This is a genomic window from Nesterenkonia suensis (assembly GCF_054782935.1).
This window is the reverse complement of the sequence record NZ_BAAGRN010000009.1, coordinates 116,808-135,499: the sequence shown is the minus strand read 5'-3', so window position 1 is coordinate 135,499 and position 18,692 is coordinate 116,808. Positions and strand designations below refer to the sequence as shown.

The window sequence follows — 18,692 nt, the reverse complement described above, 5'->3', positions numbered from 1 at the left end:
ACGGACGCGCAACGCCGAGTCGCGGAGGTCACACGCGACGACAGTGATGATCACACAGGCCACCCTGCCCCGAACCGGCAGGACTGATTCCGGGCGACGAGTTTAGCACCGACACCGGCCGCCTGTCCGCCGCCCGACACGCCCGCCAGGGGTCAGACCCGCAGCGCCTCGAGGTGCCGGGCGATCACATCGGCCATGTCCACCTGCGGATCGTAGAGCCACTGGGCCTGCAGTCCGTCGGCCAGCGCCATGAGGGCCCGCGCCGTACTCTCCGGCTCGAGGTCCGCCCGCATCCGCCCCGCCTCCTGCTCCGCGCGCACCGCCCGCGCCAGATACCGGCGGACACGCTCCTGGCGCTCACGGAAGAAGGCATGCCCGGCATGCGAGGTATCGACCGCCTCGGCCTGCATCCGCGTGTAGAGATGCACCAGACCCGGCACCTCGGCGTTGTGCCGGATGATCTCCAGGAAGCCCTGCACGCCGTACCCACCGTCCGCTGTCCCCTCCTCGAGCTCCGCGCCGCGGTCGACGTCGACCTCGTCGCGGGCCCGCAGGACCTCGATGAACAGCTCCTCCTTGGTGCCGAAATGGTGCAGCAGGCCCGCCTGGCTGAGCCCGACGGCACCGGCGAGCTCGCGGACCGACGCGCTGGAGTATCCGCTGCGGGCGACCACCTCCAGGGCCGTGCGCAGGATCTCTCGGCGTCTGGCCAGCCCTTTGGCATAGGACCCTCGTCTCCCCATACCGACGATTCTAGGGCCGAGCGGGGCACGCGTCGTCACGGCCCGCTGGTCGGCACCACTTGCCGCACGAAAACCGAGTGTCGTACAGTTTTCAGAGTGAGCAGTGCCACATCGCGGCTGATCGACGGCCTGCCTCCCCACTCACCCGCTCCCTCCCCCTCCCCCCCCCGTCACGCACTGACCCGCACGACCCACACAGCCCCACTGACTCACACTGACTCACACCGACCCCCACGGGCTGCCCGCCCCTCTCGCACCAGGAGCTCACCGATGACCACCCCTCCGACACCCTCAGACATCCGCACCGCCCACCCCCGCGACGTCGTCGCCGACCTCACACTCGAGCAGAAGGCCGACCTCGTCGTCGGCGCCACCTTCTGGACCACCGCCGCCGTGGAGGAGGCCGGGATCCCGTCGATCATCGTCACCGACGGTCCGCACGGACTCCGCAAGCAGGCCGGTGCGGCCGACCACCTCGGCCTCGAGAACAGTGTGCCGGCCACCTGCTTCCCGCCCGCCGTGGCGCTGGGATCCTCCTTCGACACCGAGCTCGCCGAGCGCGTGGGCGCCGCCATCGGCACCGAGGCCCGCGCCGAGGACGTCAGCGTGGTCCTCGGCCCCGGGCTGAACATCAAGCGCTCCCCGCTGTGCGGCCGCAACTTCGAGTACTTCTCCGAGGACCCCCTGGTCTCCGGCGAGCTCGCCGCCGCCGTCACCCGGGGCATCCAGTCCCGCGGAGTCGGCGCCTCGCTGAAGCACTTCGCCGCGAACAACCAGGAACACGACCGCATGCGGACCTCCAGCGACGTGGACCCCCGCCCGCTGCGGGAGATCTACCTGCGGGGCTTCGAACGCGCCGTCAAGGCCACCCGGCCGTGGACGATCATGAGCTCCTACAACAAGATCAACGGCACCTACGCCTCCCAGGACCCCTGGCTGCTCACCGAGGTGCTCCGTGACGAATGGGGCTTCGACGGACTCGTCGTCTCTGACTGGTTCGGCGTCGCCGACCGCCCCGCGGCCCTGGACGCGGGTCTGGATCTGGAGATGCCCACCAACGGCGGCGTCAGCCAGGAGCGGGTCCTCTCCGCCGTGCGCTCCGGCGAGCTCGCCGAGGAGGCGCTGGACACCTGCGCGACCCGGGTGGTCGAGCTGGTGCAGAAATCCCTGCGCGGCGCCGAGACCGAGGCCGAGCCCTGGGAGGAGCAGGCTCACCACGACCTGGCACGCGAGGCGGCCACCCGCTCGGCCGTGCTGCTGAAGAACGAGGACGCCCTGCTGCCGCTGAGCCCGGAGAGCTCCGTGGCCGTCATCGGCGAGTTCGCCCGCACGCCCCGCTACCAGGGCGCCGGCAGCTCCCAGATCAACCCCACCCGCGTCGACGACGCGCTGACGGCCATCACCGGAGCGTCCTCGGCCGAGGTGCGGTTCGCCCCCGGCTTCCGCCTCGAGGGCGTCTCCCAGACTGCCGAGTCGCGGGACGCGGACCTGCGCGCCGAGGCCGTCCAGGCCGCCGGCGACGCCGACGTCGCCGTCGTCTTCCTCGGTCTGCCGCCCGCGGCAGAGTCCGAAGGGTTCGACCGGGTGCACATCGAGCTGCCCGCCGAGCAGCTGGACCTGCTCGACGCCGTGGCCGAGGCGAACCCGCGCACCGTCGTCGTGCTCTCCCACGGCGGAGTGGTGGCCCTGCCCTTCGCCCAGAAGGTGCCAGCGATCCTGGAGGGCTGGCTGCTCGGACAGGCCGGCGGCTCCGCCACCGCCGACCTGCTCTACGGCGCCGCGAACCCGTCCGGCCGACTCACCGAGACCATCCCGCTGCGGCTGGCGGACTCCCCCGCCTACCTGGACTTCCCCGGCGAACACGGACACGTCCGGTACAGCGAAGGCCTCTTCGTGGGATACCGCTGGTACGACGCCCGCCAGCTGGAGGTGGCCTTCCCCTTCGGGCACGGACTGAGCTACACCAGCTTCGATCACACCGACCTGCAGGTGAGCTCCGACGACGGCGGCCTGCACCTGCAGATCACCGTCACCAACACCGGCGACCGTTCCGGACGCGAGATCGTGCAGGCCTATGTGGGTCGTCCCGGATCGGCTGTGGCGCGCGCCCCGCGGGAGCTCAAGGGCTTCGCCCCAGTGGCGCTCGACGCCGGAGAGTCCCGCACCGTGGAGCTGTCTGTGGCACGGCAGGACCTCGCCCACTGGGACGTCCGTCTGGCCGACTGGGTGGTCGAGGGCGGCGAGCACGTCGTCGCCGTCGGCGCCTCCTCCCGGGACCTGCGCCAGGAGACGACGGTGGAGGTGCGCGGCGACGAGGTCGCCATCCCGCTGAGCGAGGAGTCCACCCTCGGCGACGCGCTGGAGCACCCGGTGACCGGGCCGCTCATCCGTGACTCGCTGCAGCAGGCCGTGCAGGCCGGCGAGAGCGACGTCTTCAGCGCCGACGGACTGCTGCGGATGATGGAGTCATTCCCCCTGGGCCGGATCAGCGGATTCGCCGCCGCCGGGCTGGACCAGGACCGGATCGCCGAGCTCATCGCGATGACGCAGAAGGCCTGACCGGAGCCTGCGCCGGGGGAACGCCGAGACGGACCCGTCGTGATGCTCAGACCTCTCGACCAGTCGCGGGGTCTGAGCATCACGACGGGGTCAGATGATCCGGCGCTGCTCCGCCCACCGGGTCAGCTCATGCCGTGAGGAGAGCTGCAGCTTCCGCAGCACCTTCGAGACATGCGACTCCACCGTCTTGACCGAGATGAACAGATCCGAGGCGATCTCCCGATACGTGTAGCCGCGGGCGATCAGCCGCATCACCTCCACCTCCCGGGCGGAGAGCAGGTCCAGCTCCTCGTCCCGGACGTCCTGTGCCGCCGAGGAGGTCCCGAAGGCATCCAGCACGAACCCGGCCAGCCGCGGGGAGAACACCGCATCCCCGGTGGAGACCACCGCCACGGCCTCGACCAGCTCGTCGGAGCTGATCGTCTTGGTCACGTAGCCGCGAGCGCCCGCCCGGATCACCGAGACGACGTCTTCGGCCTGGTCGGAGACGCTGATCGCCAGGAAGCGGACCTCCTCGAGCAGATCCCGGCAGGCGGTGACCACCTCCGCTCCGCCGCCGCCGGTGCCGCCCGGCAGGTGCACGTCCAGCAGGACCACCTGCGGGCGGTGCTCCCGGACGGCGCGGACCGCGGAGTCGACGTCGTGGGCCTCTCCGACGACGGCGACCCGCCCCTCCAGCTCGGCACGCAGCCCGGAGCGGAAGATCGCATGGTCGTCGACGATCACCACCCGGTGCCGGTCCTGCCCCTCGGATGCGGCTGGATGCTCATTCATGGCCGTTGTCCTCCTCTGCGGCGGCGCCCACCGGCAGGAACAGCTGCACCTCGGTGCCCCGGCCGTTCGAACGGATGCGTGCCTCACCGCCGGCGCGGCGCATCCTGCCGATGATGGACTCGCGCACTCCCAAGCGGTCCTGGTCGATGCGGTCGAGGTCGAAGCCGGGCCCGCGGTCGCGGACGAACACCGCGTCCTGGGCGGCGTCGGACTCCACATAGACCGACGCGGGTCCGGCGTGCTTGAGGGCGTTGACGATCGCTTCGCGGGCCGCGGCCACCAGCACCCGGTGGTCCTGACGCCGGGACTCCCCGACGGCGACGACCTCGACGGTGCCGGAGTGCATCTCCTCCAGTGCGGCGGCCGCCGCACTGAGCTGATCCTTCAGGGTGCCGGGCTCATGCTCCTGCTGGCGGTAGAGCCAGCTGCGCAGCTGCCGCTCCTGGCTGCGCGCCAGCCGTTCCACCGAGGACGGGTCATGACGCTGTTTCTGGATCATCGCCAGGGTCTGGAGCACCGAGTCGTGCAGGTGGGCGGCGATGTCCGCCCGTTCGGCCTCCGCGGCCGCGCGGGCCCGTTCGGTGGTGGCGGTGCGGTAGAGGCGGATCAGCCAGGGGGCGATCACCAGAGCGATCCCGGCCAGCAGCATGATCGCCACGATCAGCCCCAGCAGCAGGTCGCCTCCCGGGAGGATGCCCCCGGCGATGGCCAGCAGCGCGACGACCACCAGCCCCGCCCCACCGATGATCTGCCACAGCGCGGCATGGTCGGTGCCGCCACGACCGGTCTTGTCCACCTGGGACCAGGCCAGCAGGATGCCGACGACGAGCACCGCCGGCGGACCGAAGAGCCGCCAGTTCACGGGCACCCCCGCCAGGGACAGGGCCAGCAGCGCGGCGGCACCCAGCAGCAGCCCGCCCAGCAGCACCTCCGGGGAGCCGGTCAGGCTGTCCAGGATGCGTCGGATCCGCGCTCCGAGATCCTCCGGCGGGGACAGTGCCGTCGAGCCGCGCCCGGCGGCCGACTCCTCACCGAAGCCGTCCGCCGTCGGACCATCCACCTCGGGGCCGGCCACCTCGGGTCCGACCGCTGCAGGGCCCTGCGCTGCCGGGCCCGAGAGACCTCGCACCCCGGCTGAGGCCTCCGGCTCGTCCTCCGACGGGACGAAGATCCACAGCCAGCAGTACAGCAGCACCCCCACGCCCCCGGCGATGGCCAATCCGATCATCACGGCGCGCACCACCGGAGGGGAGAGCCCCAGATGACGGGAGAGGCCCAGGCAGACCCCGGCCACAGGGGTCCCCACGCCCCTGCGCAGCGGAGGTCGCTCCGTCTCGGTCACCATGGATCCATCCTGCCACGCCGGCCCACCCTGAACCCCGGCGAGGCCCGGATTTCCGGGGATCCCCAGGAAGGATCAGGGTCGAATCAGGGTGGACCCCCATAGCGCCCGAGGCTGCGGGCAGAGGACCCTGGAGGCATGGATGACTCGACCCCCCTTCCCGACGAGGGAGCCCCGCCCCGGCGTGACGCTCCCGGCCGCCGACCCGAAGCCGGCCACCAGTTCTTCGACTGGGTCCGATCCACCGGCCTGCGCCGCCCCTCCCACGGATGGTTCGGCGGGGTCCTGGCGCTGCTGGCGGAGAAGCTCCGCTGGGACCCGGCGCTGGTGCGCGGCCTCGGCGTCGTCGCCGTCGTGCTGTTCTTCTCCCCGACGATCCTGCTCTACGGGCTGGCCTGGATCCTGGTGCCGGACCGCAGGGGCCGGATCCCTCTCCAGCAGGCGCTGCGCGGAGACTTCACCGCCGGACTCTTCGGCGGCGCCGCACTGGCGGTGGTGGGCGCGCTGAACGTGGCCACTCCGCTGAGCATCGTCGGCCCCTTCGCCGTGCTGGTGAATCTGCTGGTCATCGGGGTGGTGGCCTGGATCGTGGTGATCATGGTCCGTGACCATCGGCGCCGTGCCGCCGCCACGGCCGCGGCCTCCGAGAGCTCGCCCGAGACGTCCCGGGCCGCCGACCAGCAGGCCCGCCGGGAGGCGCGTCACGCGCGCCGAGAAACCCGTCAGCAGGCCCGGCAGGCGCGCCACGAGGCTTGGGAGGCCCACCGGGAAGCCGATCAGGAGACCCACCAGGAGGCTCCGGGAAAAGCGCAGGCCGGGAGCTCGTCATCCGTCCGCGATGACGGCCGCCCGGCCTGGTACCCCCGTCACACGGCGGATTCGCCCGACGCCCCTGACCCCGGGACCCCGTACGGAGGCAACACCACCGGAACCTCGACGTCCTGCTCGGCAGCGGTGCGCAGCCCGCACGAGAGGGACCAGGCACGACGGCGGCGGATGATCTCGTTCGGCCTGCTGCTGGCCGCCGCCTCCGGCGTCCTGTTGGCGGTGGCGGTGCTGGGCCTCTCGGGCACCTCTGCTGTGCTGGTCGGTCTCATCGGACTCGTGACCGTGCTGGCCCTGCTCCACATGGCGGCGGCTCTGCGGGGTCGCCAGGGCCGGGGGCTCCTGCTGACCCTCGCCACAGCGGCGATGCTGCTCACGTTCTTCCTGCACCAGAACCCCGGCAGCTCCCCGGATGTGAGCGGCTCCAACGTCGCCTTCGGCCAGTACACGAGCCAGGAGGACTCCCTGAACTCCGCCTTCGCCAACACCACGATGGATCTGCGTCACCTGAGCATCGCCGAGAGCGGCACGACCGAAGTGGTCCATGCCGAGCTCAACAGTGCCTTCGCCCGCACCACCGTGGTGATTCCCGACGACGCCGCCCTCACCGTCCAGTCTCGGCAGGCCCTGGGCCGGTTGGACATCCACACGCAGGACGAGCAGCGCAGCGCCCGCGGGATGGACACCTCGGAGCACACTGTCGGAGACCCCGACTCTGCGCTGCAGATCCTGCTGACCGCCAACACCGCGTTCAACCGGGTGACCATCTACGACGCCACCACCTACGCCGAGCAGATGGAAGGCGCCCCGCCACGGGACGGCGTCGGGCGCGACGGCGCCGATCGCTCCAGCTATCCGGTGCCCGGCGCCAGCACCGGTCCCAGCGCCAGCACCAGCCCCATGGAGATCTCCCTGGAAGGAGCCCCGCGATGACCTCCGGACCCCGCCGGTATTCCCGCCCCGCATCTCCGGCGTCCCCCGCATCCCCCGCATCCCCAGGACGCCAGGACGCGTCGGCGCCCCCGGCCGCTGCTGACACGCCGTCTGCTACGACGGCTCCCCTCCCGCCGGAGCCGGAGGACGTCGACGCCCTGCTGGCCGACTCCCTGCGAGCCCAGAGCGAGCAGGAGTTCACGTGGCGGGAGCCCGAACGGCGTCCCCGATGGTACGAACGCGCCGAGATGGCGCAGACCGGCACGGTCGCACCGGATTCAGGCGGCGGGCCCGCCGCGCCGCAGCCGACTGTCGGTGAGACACCGCCCAGGCCGGGACGGCGTCGCGTGGGCCAGTTCGTCGTCGGGGCAGTCTGCCTGATGCTCGCCCTGTGGTGCCTCGCCGCGCTTGTGCTGGGCGTGGTGGTCGATCCGCTGATCGTCGCACTGGCGGTCTGCGCCGTCGCCGGCCTCTGCCTGGTCGGAGCCGGGCTGCGTCCCCCGCCGGGCACCCGCCTGTAGCGACCCTCACGCACCGCCCCACACAGACGAATCCCCGGAAGCATGCCGTCAGGCGTCGCTTCCGGGGATTCGTCATGCAGCCAGGTCAGGTGACCGGCCAGAGGCGGCTCTCAGGCAGCCAGAATCACTTGAGGGTGACGGTGGCGCCAGCGCCCTCCAGGGTCTCCTTGGCCTTCTCGGCGGCCTCCTTGTCGACGCCCTCGACGACCGGCTTGGGGGCACCGTCGACCAGCTCCTTGGCCTCCTTCAGGCCGAGGGAGGTCAGACCGCGCACCTCCTTGATGACGCCGATCTTCTTGTCACCGGCGGACTCGAGGATGACGTCGAACTCAGTCTGCTCCTCGGCCTCCTCGGCCTCGTCACCGCCGGCGGGGGCGGCACCGGCGACGGCCACCGGGGCCGCGGCGGTCACGTCGAAGGTCTCCTCGAACTCCTTCACGAACTCGGAGAGCTCGATGAGGGACATCTCCTTGAACTGCTCGATCAGCTCTTCGTTGCTCAGCTTCGCCATGGTTGGCGCTCCTTCTCATGTCTCGGCGTGCCTGACCGCGGGTCTCGCGACAGGGCACATGCGGATCTTGATGGTCACCGCCGCTCCGAGGAGCGACGTGATGAGGGCCCCGGTACGCCGCCGGGGACTCACCCTCGTTTCACTCGGCTCAGGCGGCCTCTTCCTGCTTGGCCCGCAGCGCGTCGGCTGCCCGGGCGATCTTGGAGATCGGGGCCTGGAAGGTGGAGGCAGCCTTGGACTGGACGCCGATGAGCGCGCCAGCCAGCTTGCCGAGCAGAACCTCACGGGATTCAAGATCCGCGAGCTTCTTCACGCCCTCCTCATCGAGAGCGGCGCCATCCATGTAGCCGCCCTTGACGATGAGCTGAGGGTTCTTCTTGGCAAAGTCACGCAGTGCCTTGGCCACGTCCACGGGGTCCCCGTGGACGAAAGCGATCGCGGACGGACCGGTCATCTTGCCCTCGAAGGCATCGACGCCGACCTCCTTCGCCGCGATCTCGGTGAGCGTGTTCTTCACCACGGCGTAGTTCGCGTTCTCCCGCACGGACCGGCGCAGAGTCTGCAGCTGGCCCACGGAGAGGCCGCGGTATTCCGTGAGCACTGCGGCGTTGGAGCTGCGGAACTGGTCCACAAGCTCGGCAACGGCGGCAGCCTTCTCAGGATTCGCCATGGCACTCCTTCCGATCAATCGAGCCGGCCAGACCTGCCGGGGACCTTCGAGGCATGAAAAAAGCCCCGGTGCGCAGGCACGGGGCTCGTCTGGCCTCCAGGGGGAAGGACTGTGCGGACACAGCACTCCTGCTGGAGAACGGCTCAAGGTGCACCTGCGCAGGTCGCCCGGATGGGTCTTTACAGTTGTCTCGCACCTCGGACATGATGCCCGACGACCGTGGAGCTCAGTGCCACTGCTCTCCACGCGACGACAACGACCGGCGGTCTTTGGTCATCGGCCATCTTACACAACCCCCGACATCTCACCTAATCACCGCCGATCAGACACTCAACATCCCGGCAGTCCCGCGCCGCTCCCCCACCACTCCGACTGGCGGATGCGTGACATGGCGCACATGCGCCACGCCCTCCCCCTTCACCCGGACCGCTGCGACGGCCAGCATGGTGATCACCCGTCACTCGATCAGCCTGACCAGGAGGACACCTGTGATCACCACGTCCATGACGACCCGCACAGCGGCCATCGCCGCGGTCGGGGCCCTGACGCTGAGCCTCGCGCCGGCGGCCAGCGCCGCCCCAGGAGCCGGTGACGTCACCGTCCCGGCCTCACCCCACGCCACCCATGCCGACGCCGGCGAGCTCGGCGCCCACCTGGTGGACCAGGACCTGGACTGGGAGACCTGCGCCTTCCCCGACCTCGCACCGGCCACCCAGGAAGCGCTGCAGGAGATCGAGGGGCTCGCCTGCGCCGACGTCGTCGCTCCACGGGACTGGCACGACCCCACCGACGGGGAGACCATCACGCTGCGCGTCTCGGTGACCGACACCGCCGACCCTGAGCGCTCTCAGGGCATCGCCTTGGTGAATCCGGGAGGCCCCGGCGGCTCGGGCCTGCCTTGGGGGGCGGCCATGGCCATGCGCTCACCGCAGCTCGCCGAGGAGTTCAACTTCGTCGGCTTCGACCCCCGCGGCGTGGGCCAGTCCACCCAGCTGACCTGCGAATACCAGCCGGACGCCGCGCATGACGCTTGGGAGGACGGCGCCGCAGCCGTGGCCGGATGCCTGGACAACCCGCTCACCGAGTTCATCACCACCGAACAGACCGCCTACGACATGGACTTCATCCGAGCCGTCCTCGGCGAGGAGCAAATCAGCTACGTCGGATATTCCTACGGCACCTGGCTGGGCAGCTGGTACCAGACCCTGTTCCCCGGCCACTCCCACCGGTTCCTGCTGGACTCCGCCACCGATCTGACGCGGAAGTCCCTGCAGGAGACCTGGGACCTGCAGCCACGCAGCCGGGACCGCCAGTTCCAGGACATGCTGCTGCCCTATATGGCCCGCAACCACGAGACCTACCAGCTCGGTGAGGACCCCATGGAGATCCGTCGCGCCTGGGAGGAGGCCGGCGGCACCCGTGACCCGCTCGGCGCGCTGATCACCGCCCAGATCGTCATCCCCGCGATGTACAGCACCGCCGGCTACCCGGGCGCCGCCGAGGCGATCGCCACGTTCATCACCCTGGACGCACCCGAGGCAGACGGCGCCGAGGATCTCGCCGCCCAGCTCGAGGACTTCATCGCCGCCTCCTCCGATGTGGCCGTCGACGACGCCGAGGCGGTCACCGTCCAGGCCCAGCTCTTCGAGAAGGCCCGCGAGGAGGTCCAGCGCCTCGTCGACGTCGAGCGGGCCGCCCAGACCGGGGAGACCGTGAGCTTCTCCGGCACGTTCAACGCCATCCGCTGCCAGGACGGACAGTGGAACCAGTCCCGAGGTTACTGGGACGCTTGGGTCTCCGATCTGAACAACAAGGCCCCCTACATCGGCCCCTTCATGGGAGCTCCGCTGTGCGCCCACTGGCCCGCGGTGACCGAGAAGCCCAAGCCCCACCAGCGCTCCCACCCGGATACGCTCATCCTGCAGTCCGAGTTCGATGCCGCCACTCCCTACGAGGCCGGCGAGCGCTCCGCGAAGATCATGCCGCACACGGCACTGATCAGTGTGAGCAACGAAGGCTCGCACGGGCTGTACCCCTACGGCACCACCTGTGTGGACGACCCCGTGGAGACGTTCTTCCTGGACGGCAGCCTTCCTGAGAACGACGTCTGCGGGGCGCTCCCGCTGCCAGGCGAGGACCAGGCCTACCACGTCGGCGGTGACATCCACGAGGCGCAGCAGAAGGTGAAGGTCACCATGCGGACCGAGTCCGTCAAGGAGGCCAACCGGATGGTCCGCGAGATGCTGATGGACCAACACCACGGCGAGTGATCTTCATGATCGGGTGATCCTCAGGAGATCCAGCCCCGGCGCGCGGCCTGCACCCCCAGTTGGAAGCGGGTCCGCGCGCCGGTGTGCTCCAGCAGCTGCTGCACCTTCCTGGAGAGGGTACGGCGGCTGATCCCCAGCTCGCGGGACATATGCTCATCCGTCATCCCCGAGGCCATCAGCTGGAGCAGCCGCCGGGTGTGATCGTCGACGTCGGCGAAGCGGGGGATGTCCTCGGAGACTCCCAGCGGCACCGAGGTTGCCCAGATCGAGTCGAACAGCCCGATCAGCACCGCCAGCAGCGGCGAGGGATGGACCAGCACTCCGGTGACCCGTTCCTCCTCGTTGAGCACGATCAGCCCGAGATCGTCGTCCATGATCCGCAGCCGCATCGGCACGGCCGCATGGACCCGAGCCTCCTCGCCCAGGTCCATCGCCTCACCGATCGCCCGGCGGATGTGCGGCGCCGAGGCAGCGTCCTCTCCGTAGACCGTGCGGTACCGGATGCCGCGCGGCAGCATCTCCCGCTGGATCGGGCACATCGTTCCCGCTGTGGAGGGTGAGTACGGGCCCCTGTCCAGGGACCTCACCTGGTGGCGCACTGCGAGCTGGGAGGAGTCCGCCACCTGGGTGACGGCGTGACGGCCGTGCAGCACCTCCACGATCTCAGTGCCGGCCTCACTCGGACGGTCCCACAGCGCGCCGAGCTGATGCTCCAGATGCAGCACTGCCTCCGCCTGCCGCCGGTGCCGGCGCGCCACGGCGCGCAGCACCTGCCGGGGGTCGTTGAGCAGCCAGACTCCGTCCTCCGCAGTCTCGCCCAGCAGGCCTGCCGCGGCCAGCTCGGCACACTCAGGCTCGGGGACTCGCACCCGGCGGCCTCCCTGGGCCAGCAGGTCCAGATACACCATCCCCGCGGCATCGGAGAGTCCCAGGCGATACAGCTCCTGGGCATTCTGCAGACCCTCGATGAATCCGTCCATCGTGCCGTCCACTGTGCCGCCCCTCCCGGTCTGCCGCCATGCACTCTGACGCCACGTTACCGGAGCGTCACCGAGCGACCTGTCAGCGCAGAGGAAGATCCCTGGAGTACGCTCGTCGTCACGAGACGGTCAGCACAGGCGCTGGCCGGGAGGGGGACACCATGCTCGACGAGCTGGAACGCCGTATCGCTGAGGCCCTGCAGGTCGACCCACGGGCCAGCTGGCGACGCATCGCGCGGGCACTGGGCGAGCATGAGCGGCTGATCACCCGCCGCGGGAACGCCCTGCTGGAGTCGCGCCGCGTCGTGGTGGCCGGGGTCAGGCACGAGGGGCTGAGCACCCTGGTGCGCGGCATCTGCCATCCCGGTGCGCGACTGACGGCCGCCGAAGCCCTGGCACTGCGCCCGGACTCCACCTTCACGTACATGCTCAGCGGGGCCTTCGACGTCGCCGCGGAGGTCGTGCGGCGACCACGCTCTCCCGCCTACTCGCTCGATGCCTCCATCACCCCCGGGCTGGCCCACGCCGAGACGCTGCCGATCCTGCGATATTTCCGCACCATCCGCGGCTGGAGGCTGGGGGCTCTCACCGCCGCCGAGGCGCACTCCCTGACCCACGGCCCCGCCGACACCTTCCCCGACGGCCAAGCCCCGGCGACCGAGTCCGCGGTGGACTGCGCCATCGTCGACGCGCTGACCGCCGACGCCCGGATGAGCTTCGATGAGATGGCCCGGCGCGCAGGGGTGTCCGAATCCACGGTGCGACGTCGCCTGGACCTGCTGCTGGAACAGAATCAGCTGAGCATCCGCGCACTGATAGAACCGGCCGAAGCGGGCCTGCACACCGAGGCGCTGCTGTGGATGCGGGTGCCCCCACACCGGATCGAGCAGGTCGGCACGGCGATCGCCGAAGATCCCCGGGCCCGCTACGTGGCGGCGGTGGCCGGAGCCTGCCAGCTCGTGGCGGACCTCACGGTGAGGGACCCGCAGGCGCTCTACGCCTGCCTCACCGAGAGCCCCTGGGCTCGGCACGTCGACGCCGTCGACGTCTCCGTGGTGGTCGGCGCCCGCAAGCGGGGCGGTCAGCTGCTCAGCATGCCCGGCGCCACCGACGACCAGCCGGCCGCCCTCTCATAGGCCCAGCCGCACTGCAAGAGCCACGGATCCTGCAGGTGGTCGGCGCTGAGCTGGACCCCGGTGGGCAGCCCGTCGTCGTCGAAACCGGCAGGAAGAGCCAGCGTGGGGATCCCGACGGCGGAGATGATGCTCGCCGAACGCATCCAGTCCAGGTAGGTGTGCATCCTGCGGCCGGCTACCTCCTGCGGCCAGCGCATGGCGGCATCGAAGGGGCTCAGCTGCGCCCCGGGGCTGAGCAGCAGATCGACCTCGCCAAAGCAGGTCCGGGTCGCGGCCCGCAGCTCGGCCCGCAACCGACGGGCGGTGAGGATCTCCTCCGCCGTCAGCGCCAGACCCTCCTCCACGTTCCAGATGATCTCCGGCTTGATCTGGTCCCGGTGGTCACGGACCAGGCCACCCAGCGCCCCGGCAAAGTCCAGCGCGCGGGTGACGTGGAAGACCTCATCGGCACCGGTGAAGTCATGCGCGGAGTCGACGATCTCCGCTCCGAGCTGTTCGAACACCGCCGCGGCGCGTTCGAGCGCATAACGCATCCCCGGCTCCACCGGGACGTCCAGCCCATGGTCCGTACTGACTCCGACCCGCACTCCGGTGAGGTCCTGGGTGCGTCGCTCCCGTCCGGTCAGGGCGAAGGCCTCCGGCGGCAGATACGGGGTGCCGGGACTACTCGTGGTCCCGGCGACCGCCACCCGCATGAACAGCGCGAGATCCTCCACCGTTCGGGCCATGGGTCCGCTGCGCCCCAGCCAGGCCTCCACAGTCGACGGTGAAGCGTCCGGCATCAGCCCGTGCGAGGGCCGGAACCCCATGATGTGGCACCAACAGGCCGGATTGCGCAGGGACCCGCCCATGTCGCTGCCTTCGCCCAAAGGCTGGATCCGCGCAGCGATCGCCGCAGCGACCCCTCCGGAGGATCCCCCCGCACTGCGCGAGGGATTCCAGGGGTTGACCGTGGTGCCGAAGACGTCGTTGAAGGTATGGGATCCCGCGGCGAACTCGGGAACATTGGTCTTCCCGGTGGAGACCACGCCCGCGGCACGGAGCCGGGCGATCAGCGGATCGTCGACGTCGGGGACGTGGTCGGCGAACAGCGGGGAGCCCTGGGTGGTGCGCATCCCGGCCACCGCGTGGGTGTCCTTGTGCGTCATCGGCAGACCCAGCAGCAGCCCTGCCCGGTCACCGCGGGCCCGCGATTCGTCCGCCGTGCGCGCCTCACGCAGAGCCCGCTCCTCGTCCACGGTGACCACCGCGTTCAAGGCGGCGTTCACCGCACTGATCTGGCCCAGGTGGGCCTGGGTCAGCTCCACGGAGCTGAGCTCACCTCGGCGCATCCGACGCACGAGTTCGCTGGCGGACAGTTCCAGCAGCTGGTCCATCAGGCACTCTCCTCAACAGGTGGCGCAGGCGTGCGGTCCTCGCGAGCCACGCGCCCTGAACTGCTTCCACTGTGACCTGCGGCTCGCCCCCTCCACCAGTGTTGCCGGAATCCGACATTCGCCCTGTCAGATTCCGCAGACCCTTGATGTGCCAGTGTGTCTCCGATCACACTCGAACCACAGCGTGGGCTTCGCACCCCGACGGTCTCGTCCGTCAGATCCTGACCTGAGCCGCCCACTCGCCCCACTCCGAGGAGGACCGCCCCGTGAGACTCGCCGCAGACGTCTCGGCCCCCGCCGAGATCGGTTCCATCGCCCAGTCCCCCTGGCTGTGGGGCTGCGCCCTGCTGATCTTCGGCATCATCGGTGTGCAGTCCTGGATCTACCTGCGCGCAGCCCGCGCTGCCGGTGACGGCATCGGCCTGAGCAGGCCAGAGCTCCGCAGCGCATTCCGCTCTGGAGCCGCTGCCTCCGTCGGCCCCTCACTGGCCGTGGTGCTGGTAGCCATCGCCCTGCTCGCTCTGTTCGGCTCTCCGGCAGTGCTCATGCGCATCGGGCTGGTGGGCTCGGCGGCCACGGAGACGGCCTCCGCTTCGATCGCCGCCTCCACTATGGGGGCAGACCTGGGCGGGACAGGCTGGGGTCAGGAGGTCTTCGTCGTGGCGTTCTTCGTCATGTGCGTCTCCGGCAGCGCCTGGATGCTGTTCACCCTGGTGCTGACCCCGCTGCTCGCCCGAGGCAGCACCAAGCTGAAGAGCATCAATCCGCGTGCGATGACCATCATTCCAGGCGCCGCCCTGCTGGCGGCCTTCATGGCCGTAGCGATCGCAGAGATCCCCAAGTCCTCCCTCCACGTCATCACCCTGGCGACCTCAGGGCTGGCCATGGCCGGCATGCTCGCGATCGCTCGGCGCTGGTCACTGGGGTGGCTCAAAGAATGGGCGCTGGGCATCGCCATCCTGGTCGCGCTGGTCGTGATCTTCTTCGTCCACCATGGACACCTTGGCTGAGCCCGCCGCCGGAGACGCCCTCCGAGGGTCCCTCCTCGACTCGCCCCGACTCCCGACCGCACCGCCAGAGAGGTCACCATGAGTGTTGCAGATCAGTCCATGCTCCGATTCCAGCAGACCACGTCCCGCTGGGGACAGCTGACCATGACCGCCGGCCTCGTGGTCTCCCTGGCCGCGCCGCTGCTGCTACTGATGATCGCCGACGTCGACGTCACGGCCGGTCAGCTGGCCACGGCATACCTGGCCGTCGCGGCAGTATTCCTGGCCTTCGCCGTCATCGAACCGATCACCTATTTCCCGATCCTCGGTCGGGCTGCCATGTACCAGGCCTTCATGATCGGCAACATCTCCAACAAGCTGCTCCCGGCAGCGGTGGTCGCCCAGAACCGCGTCGGGGTGCAGCCCGGCAGCCGTAAGGGAGATCTCGTGGCCGTGGTCGCCATCTGCGGTGCTGCGGTCGTGCACATCGTCTCGCTGCTGCTCTTCGTCGGCATCCTGGGGACCTTGCTGCTCCGGATCGTGCCCGAATCCGTCATGGAGGTCACCCAGCTGTACATCCTTCCTGCGATCCTCGGGGCAGTGGTCGTCCAGGCCGTGGTCACAGTGCGTCAGGCCCGCAGCACAGCCATCGCGCTGATCATCGCCTCTCTCGTCATCCTGGTGGTGGTGCCGCTGATCCCCGCCATCACCCACTACGGCGTCGCGATCTCCGTGGTGCTGACCGTGGTCGCCGCCTGGATCTTCCGTGGCGCCGGCCCGAGCACCCAGGATGGGTCAGAGGCTGCGGAGGCACAGAAGGACGCGCTGTCGACCGACGCCCACGAGCGGGAGTGACCGCCCATCCGCACCCTCTCTTCGGCCGAACACAGGAGGACCCATGACCCAGACCACCGCCCCCGCACCGCACGGATTCGCCCTGGACGCCACTGAGCGGGACCAGATGCATCAGCTCTACCGCACCCTGCACGCCGACCCCGAGCTCAGCATGCAGGAGCACCGCACGGCCGGGCGGCTCGAAGGGATCCTCGACGAGCTCGGCGTGGAACACTTCCGCTGCGGCGGCACCGGCGTGGTGGGCGTGCTGCGCAACGGCGACGGCCCGGTGGTCGCCTTCCGGGCCGACACCGACGGACTGCCCATCGAAGAGCAGACCGGACTGGACTACGCCTCGGCCACACGTGGCACGCTGGAAGACGGCACCGAGGTCCCGGTCATGCACGGCTGCGGCCATGACACCCATGTCGCCGCACTCGTCACGGTGACCCGACTGCTGCTGCGCGAGCGCCACCGCTGGTCCGGCACCGTGGTGCTGATCTTCCAACCCGGGGAGGAGACCGCCTCCGGAGCCCGGGCGATGGTCTCCGACGGGCTCTGGGACCGCGCGCCTCGCCCCGAGGTGGTGCTGGGTCAGCATGTCTCTCCGGCACGAGCGGGCACTGTGCGCCTCAGCCCCGGACCCGCCATGGCCATGGCCGACTCGCTGCGCGTGCGGGTGCCCGGACAGCAGACCCACGGCTCCCAGCCGCAGAACGGCCGGGATCCCATCGTCGCAGCGGCGGCGATGGTCACCCGGCTGCAGACGATCGTCTCCCGCGAGCTCGACCCGCAGGCCCCCGCCGTCGTCACCGTGGGCACCTTCCATGCGGGGCTGAAGGAGAACATCATCCCCGCCGAGGCGGAGTTCACCATCAACGTCCGTACCCTCACCCCGGCCGTGCGGGAGAAGGTGCTCGCCTCGATCCGCCGCATCGTCCACGCCGAGGCTGTCGCCGCCGACCTCGACGAGCCCGAGATCAGCGAGATCTATGACTTCCCGCTCAACCACAACCATGAGGACACCGCACAGGCCGTGCTGGCCAGGCTGCGTGACGCCCTCGGCGAGGAGCAGGTGGAGGAGTCCGGCCCGATGATGGGCTCCGAGGACTTCGGCTGGTTGGGCGAGTCGATCTCAGTGCCCACGGCGTTCTGGTTCTTCGGCGGCACTCTCGATGGCGACCCGGAGGGTCCGGTCAACCACTCTCCGCACTTCGGCCCGGTTCTGGAGCCGACGTTGAGCACCGGCGTGACGGCGGCGCTGGCCGCGCTGCTGCACTGGGTGGGGACCGGGGACTGACCGCACACGGCCCCCCTGCCACCAGACACCGCCAGACACCGCCAGACACAGCAGGACCCCGAAGCAGCGGGTGCTTCGGGGTCCTGCTGTGTCTGGGCCGAGCCTCAGCGACTCAGCGGGGCGACGAGGACGCTCAGGCGTCGACGACGACCTTGGTGACGTTCGGGTCGACCTGGATGCCCGGACCGAAGGTGGTCGAGATGGTCGCCCGCTGGACGTACCGGCCCTTCGACGCCGACGGCTTCAGCCGGAGGATCTCGTCCAGCGCGGCGGCGTAGTTCTCCGCCAGCTGCTTCTCGTCGAAGTTGGTGCGGCCGATGATGAAGTGCAGGTTGGAGTGCTTGTCGACACGGAAGTCGATCTTGCCGCCCTTGATCTCGGAGACTGCCTTGGCGACGTCGGGGGTGACAGTGCCGGTCTTCGGGTTCGGCATGAGGTTGCGGGGACCGAGGATCTTGCCCAGTCGGCCCACCTTGCCCATCATGTCGGGCGACGCGACGGCGGCGTCGAAGTCCGTCCACCCGTCGGCGACCTTGGCGATCAGCTCGTCGCCGCCGACGAAGTCCGCACCGGCCTCCTCGGCCTTGGCGGCGTTGTCACCCTGGGTGAAGACCACCACGCGGGCGGTCTTGCCGGTGCCGTGCGGCAGGTTCACGGTGCCGCGCACCATCTGGTCGGCCTTGCGGGGGTCCACGCTCAGCCGGAAGACGACCTCGACGGTCGTGTCCTTCTTCGACGGGTTGGTGGACTTGGCCAGGCCCACGGCCTCAGCCGGGGAGTAGACGGAGTCCACGTCGAACTTCTCGAGAGCCGCCTTGTATGCTTTGCTGCGCTGTGCCATCTGCGATGTTCTCCTTAGCAGGTGTGGTGTGTCGGACCGCGCCCGGCCCTTCCCACGATGTTCTGTTCAGCCCGCGGGCTGGTGTGCC

General features: G+C 70.0%; 16 protein-coding genes. 8 read left to right on the top strand and 8 right to left on the bottom strand.

The window, feature by feature from the left end; all coding sequences use genetic code 11:
• Nucleotides 1–152 precede the first annotated feature (152 nt).
• Nucleotides 153–743, bottom strand: a complete 591-nt coding sequence (locus ACYVKI_RS09245) for a TetR/AcrR family transcriptional regulator (RefSeq protein ID WP_460690061.1) — start codon at nt 741–743, stop codon at nt 153–155.
• Nucleotides 744–1,013: 270 nt separating this feature from the next.
• Between ACYVKI_RS09245 and ACYVKI_RS09240 the strand changes: the two genes are divergently transcribed.
• A complete protein-coding gene (locus tag ACYVKI_RS09240) occupies nt 1,014–3,302 on the top strand; it encodes a glycoside hydrolase family 3 C-terminal domain-containing protein (RefSeq protein WP_460690060.1) in 2,289 nt (762 codons plus the stop codon).
• A 90-nt stretch (nt 3,303–3,392) separates the two neighbouring features.
• On the opposite strand, the gene ACYVKI_RS09235 is transcribed toward ACYVKI_RS09240, so the two are convergent.
• Both ACYVKI_RS09235 and ACYVKI_RS09230 read right to left on the bottom strand, forming a co-directional pair.
• On the bottom strand, nt 3,393–4,076 hold the full coding sequence (locus tag ACYVKI_RS09235; protein ID WP_460690059.1) for a response regulator: 684 nt from the start codon (nt 4,074–4,076) through the stop codon (nt 3,393–3,395).
• Nucleotides 4,069–5,421: an ATP-binding protein gene (locus tag ACYVKI_RS09230; RefSeq protein WP_460690058.1), complete on the bottom strand. Its 1,353-nt coding sequence runs from the start codon at nt 5,419–5,421 to the stop codon at nt 4,069–4,071. Before ACYVKI_RS09230 ends, ACYVKI_RS09235 begins: the two co-directional genes overlap by 8 nt.
• Before the next feature lie 135 nt (nt 5,422–5,556).
• Here ACYVKI_RS09230 and ACYVKI_RS09225 point away from each other — a divergent pair, with 135 nt between their 5' ends.
• Entirely contained in the window at nt 5,557–7,176 is a 1,620-nt protein-coding gene (locus tag ACYVKI_RS09225) for a PspC domain-containing protein (protein WP_460690057.1), read from the top strand.
• Nucleotides 7,173–7,697: a hypothetical protein gene (locus tag ACYVKI_RS09220; protein WP_460690056.1), complete on the top strand. Its 525-nt coding sequence runs from the start codon at nt 7,173–7,175 to the stop codon at nt 7,695–7,697. The genes ACYVKI_RS09225 and ACYVKI_RS09220 overlap by 4 nt, the downstream gene beginning before the upstream one ends.
• 124 nt (nt 7,698–7,821) lie before the next feature.
• On the opposite strand, the gene rplL is transcribed toward ACYVKI_RS09220, so the two are convergent.
• Nucleotides 7,822–8,208, bottom strand: a complete 387-nt coding sequence (gene rplL / locus ACYVKI_RS09215) for a 50S ribosomal protein L7/L12 (protein WP_460690055.1) — start codon at nt 8,206–8,208, stop codon at nt 7,822–7,824.
• Nucleotides 8,209–8,356: 148 nt separating this feature from the next.
• Nucleotides 8,357–8,878: a 50S ribosomal protein L10 gene (rplJ, locus tag ACYVKI_RS09210; protein ID WP_460690054.1), complete on the bottom strand. Its 522-nt coding sequence runs from the start codon at nt 8,876–8,878 to the stop codon at nt 8,357–8,359.
• A 488-nt stretch (nt 8,879–9,366) separates the two neighbouring features.
• Here rplJ and ACYVKI_RS09205 point away from each other — a divergent pair, with 488 nt between their 5' ends.
• Complete coding sequence (locus ACYVKI_RS09205) at nt 9,367–11,148, top strand: alpha/beta hydrolase (protein ID WP_460690053.1); 1,782 nt, start codon at nt 9,367–9,369, stop codon at nt 11,146–11,148.
• A gap of 20 nt (nt 11,149–11,168) precedes the next feature.
• Here the strand turns inward: ACYVKI_RS09205 and ACYVKI_RS09200 are convergent, their stop codons facing one another.
• Nucleotides 11,169–12,128: a hypothetical protein gene (locus ACYVKI_RS09200; protein ID WP_460690052.1), complete on the bottom strand. Its 960-nt coding sequence runs from the start codon at nt 12,126–12,128 to the stop codon at nt 11,169–11,171.
• A 161-nt stretch (nt 12,129–12,289) separates the two neighbouring features.
• Here ACYVKI_RS09200 and ACYVKI_RS09195 point away from each other — a divergent pair, with 161 nt between their 5' ends.
• Entirely contained in the window at nt 12,290–13,264 is a 975-nt protein-coding gene (locus ACYVKI_RS09195) for an AsnC family transcriptional regulator (protein ID WP_460690051.1), read from the top strand.
• On the opposite strand, the gene ACYVKI_RS09190 is transcribed toward ACYVKI_RS09195, so the two are convergent.
• Nucleotides 13,210–14,640 carry an amidase gene (locus ACYVKI_RS09190; protein ID WP_460690050.1) on the bottom strand — a complete coding sequence of 477 codons (1,431 nt, stop codon included), beginning with the start codon at nt 14,638–14,640 and terminating at the stop codon, nt 13,210–13,212. The two genes, ACYVKI_RS09195 and ACYVKI_RS09190, sit on opposite strands and share 55 nt — an antisense overlap.
• A gap of 266 nt (nt 14,641–14,906) precedes the next feature.
• Here ACYVKI_RS09190 and ACYVKI_RS09185 point away from each other — a divergent pair, with 266 nt between their 5' ends.
• From ACYVKI_RS09185 to ACYVKI_RS09175, 3 genes are all read left to right on the top strand, one after another.
• The gene (locus tag ACYVKI_RS09185; RefSeq protein ID WP_460690049.1) at nt 14,907–15,650 is read left to right on the top strand and encodes a DUF5058 family protein; all 744 of its coding nucleotides are present in this window, start codon (nt 14,907–14,909) and stop codon (nt 15,648–15,650) included.
• 78 nt (nt 15,651–15,728) lie between these two features.
• Nucleotides 15,729–16,484, top strand: coding sequence for a hypothetical protein (locus ACYVKI_RS09180; protein ID WP_460690048.1), 756 nt, complete (start codon nt 15,729–15,731; stop codon nt 16,482–16,484).
• A 43-nt stretch (nt 16,485–16,527) separates the two neighbouring features.
• Complete coding sequence (locus ACYVKI_RS09175) at nt 16,528–17,763, top strand: amidohydrolase (RefSeq protein ID WP_460690047.1); 1,236 nt, start codon at nt 16,528–16,530, stop codon at nt 17,761–17,763.
• 133 nt (nt 17,764–17,896) lie between these two features.
• Here ACYVKI_RS09175 and rplA read toward each other — a convergent pair whose 3' ends face one another.
• Nucleotides 17,897–18,604 carry a 50S ribosomal protein L1 gene (rplA, locus tag ACYVKI_RS09170; RefSeq protein ID WP_460690046.1) on the bottom strand — a complete coding sequence of 236 codons (708 nt, stop codon included), beginning with the start codon at nt 18,602–18,604 and terminating at the stop codon, nt 17,897–17,899.
• Nucleotides 18,605–18,692 lie beyond the last annotated feature (88 nt).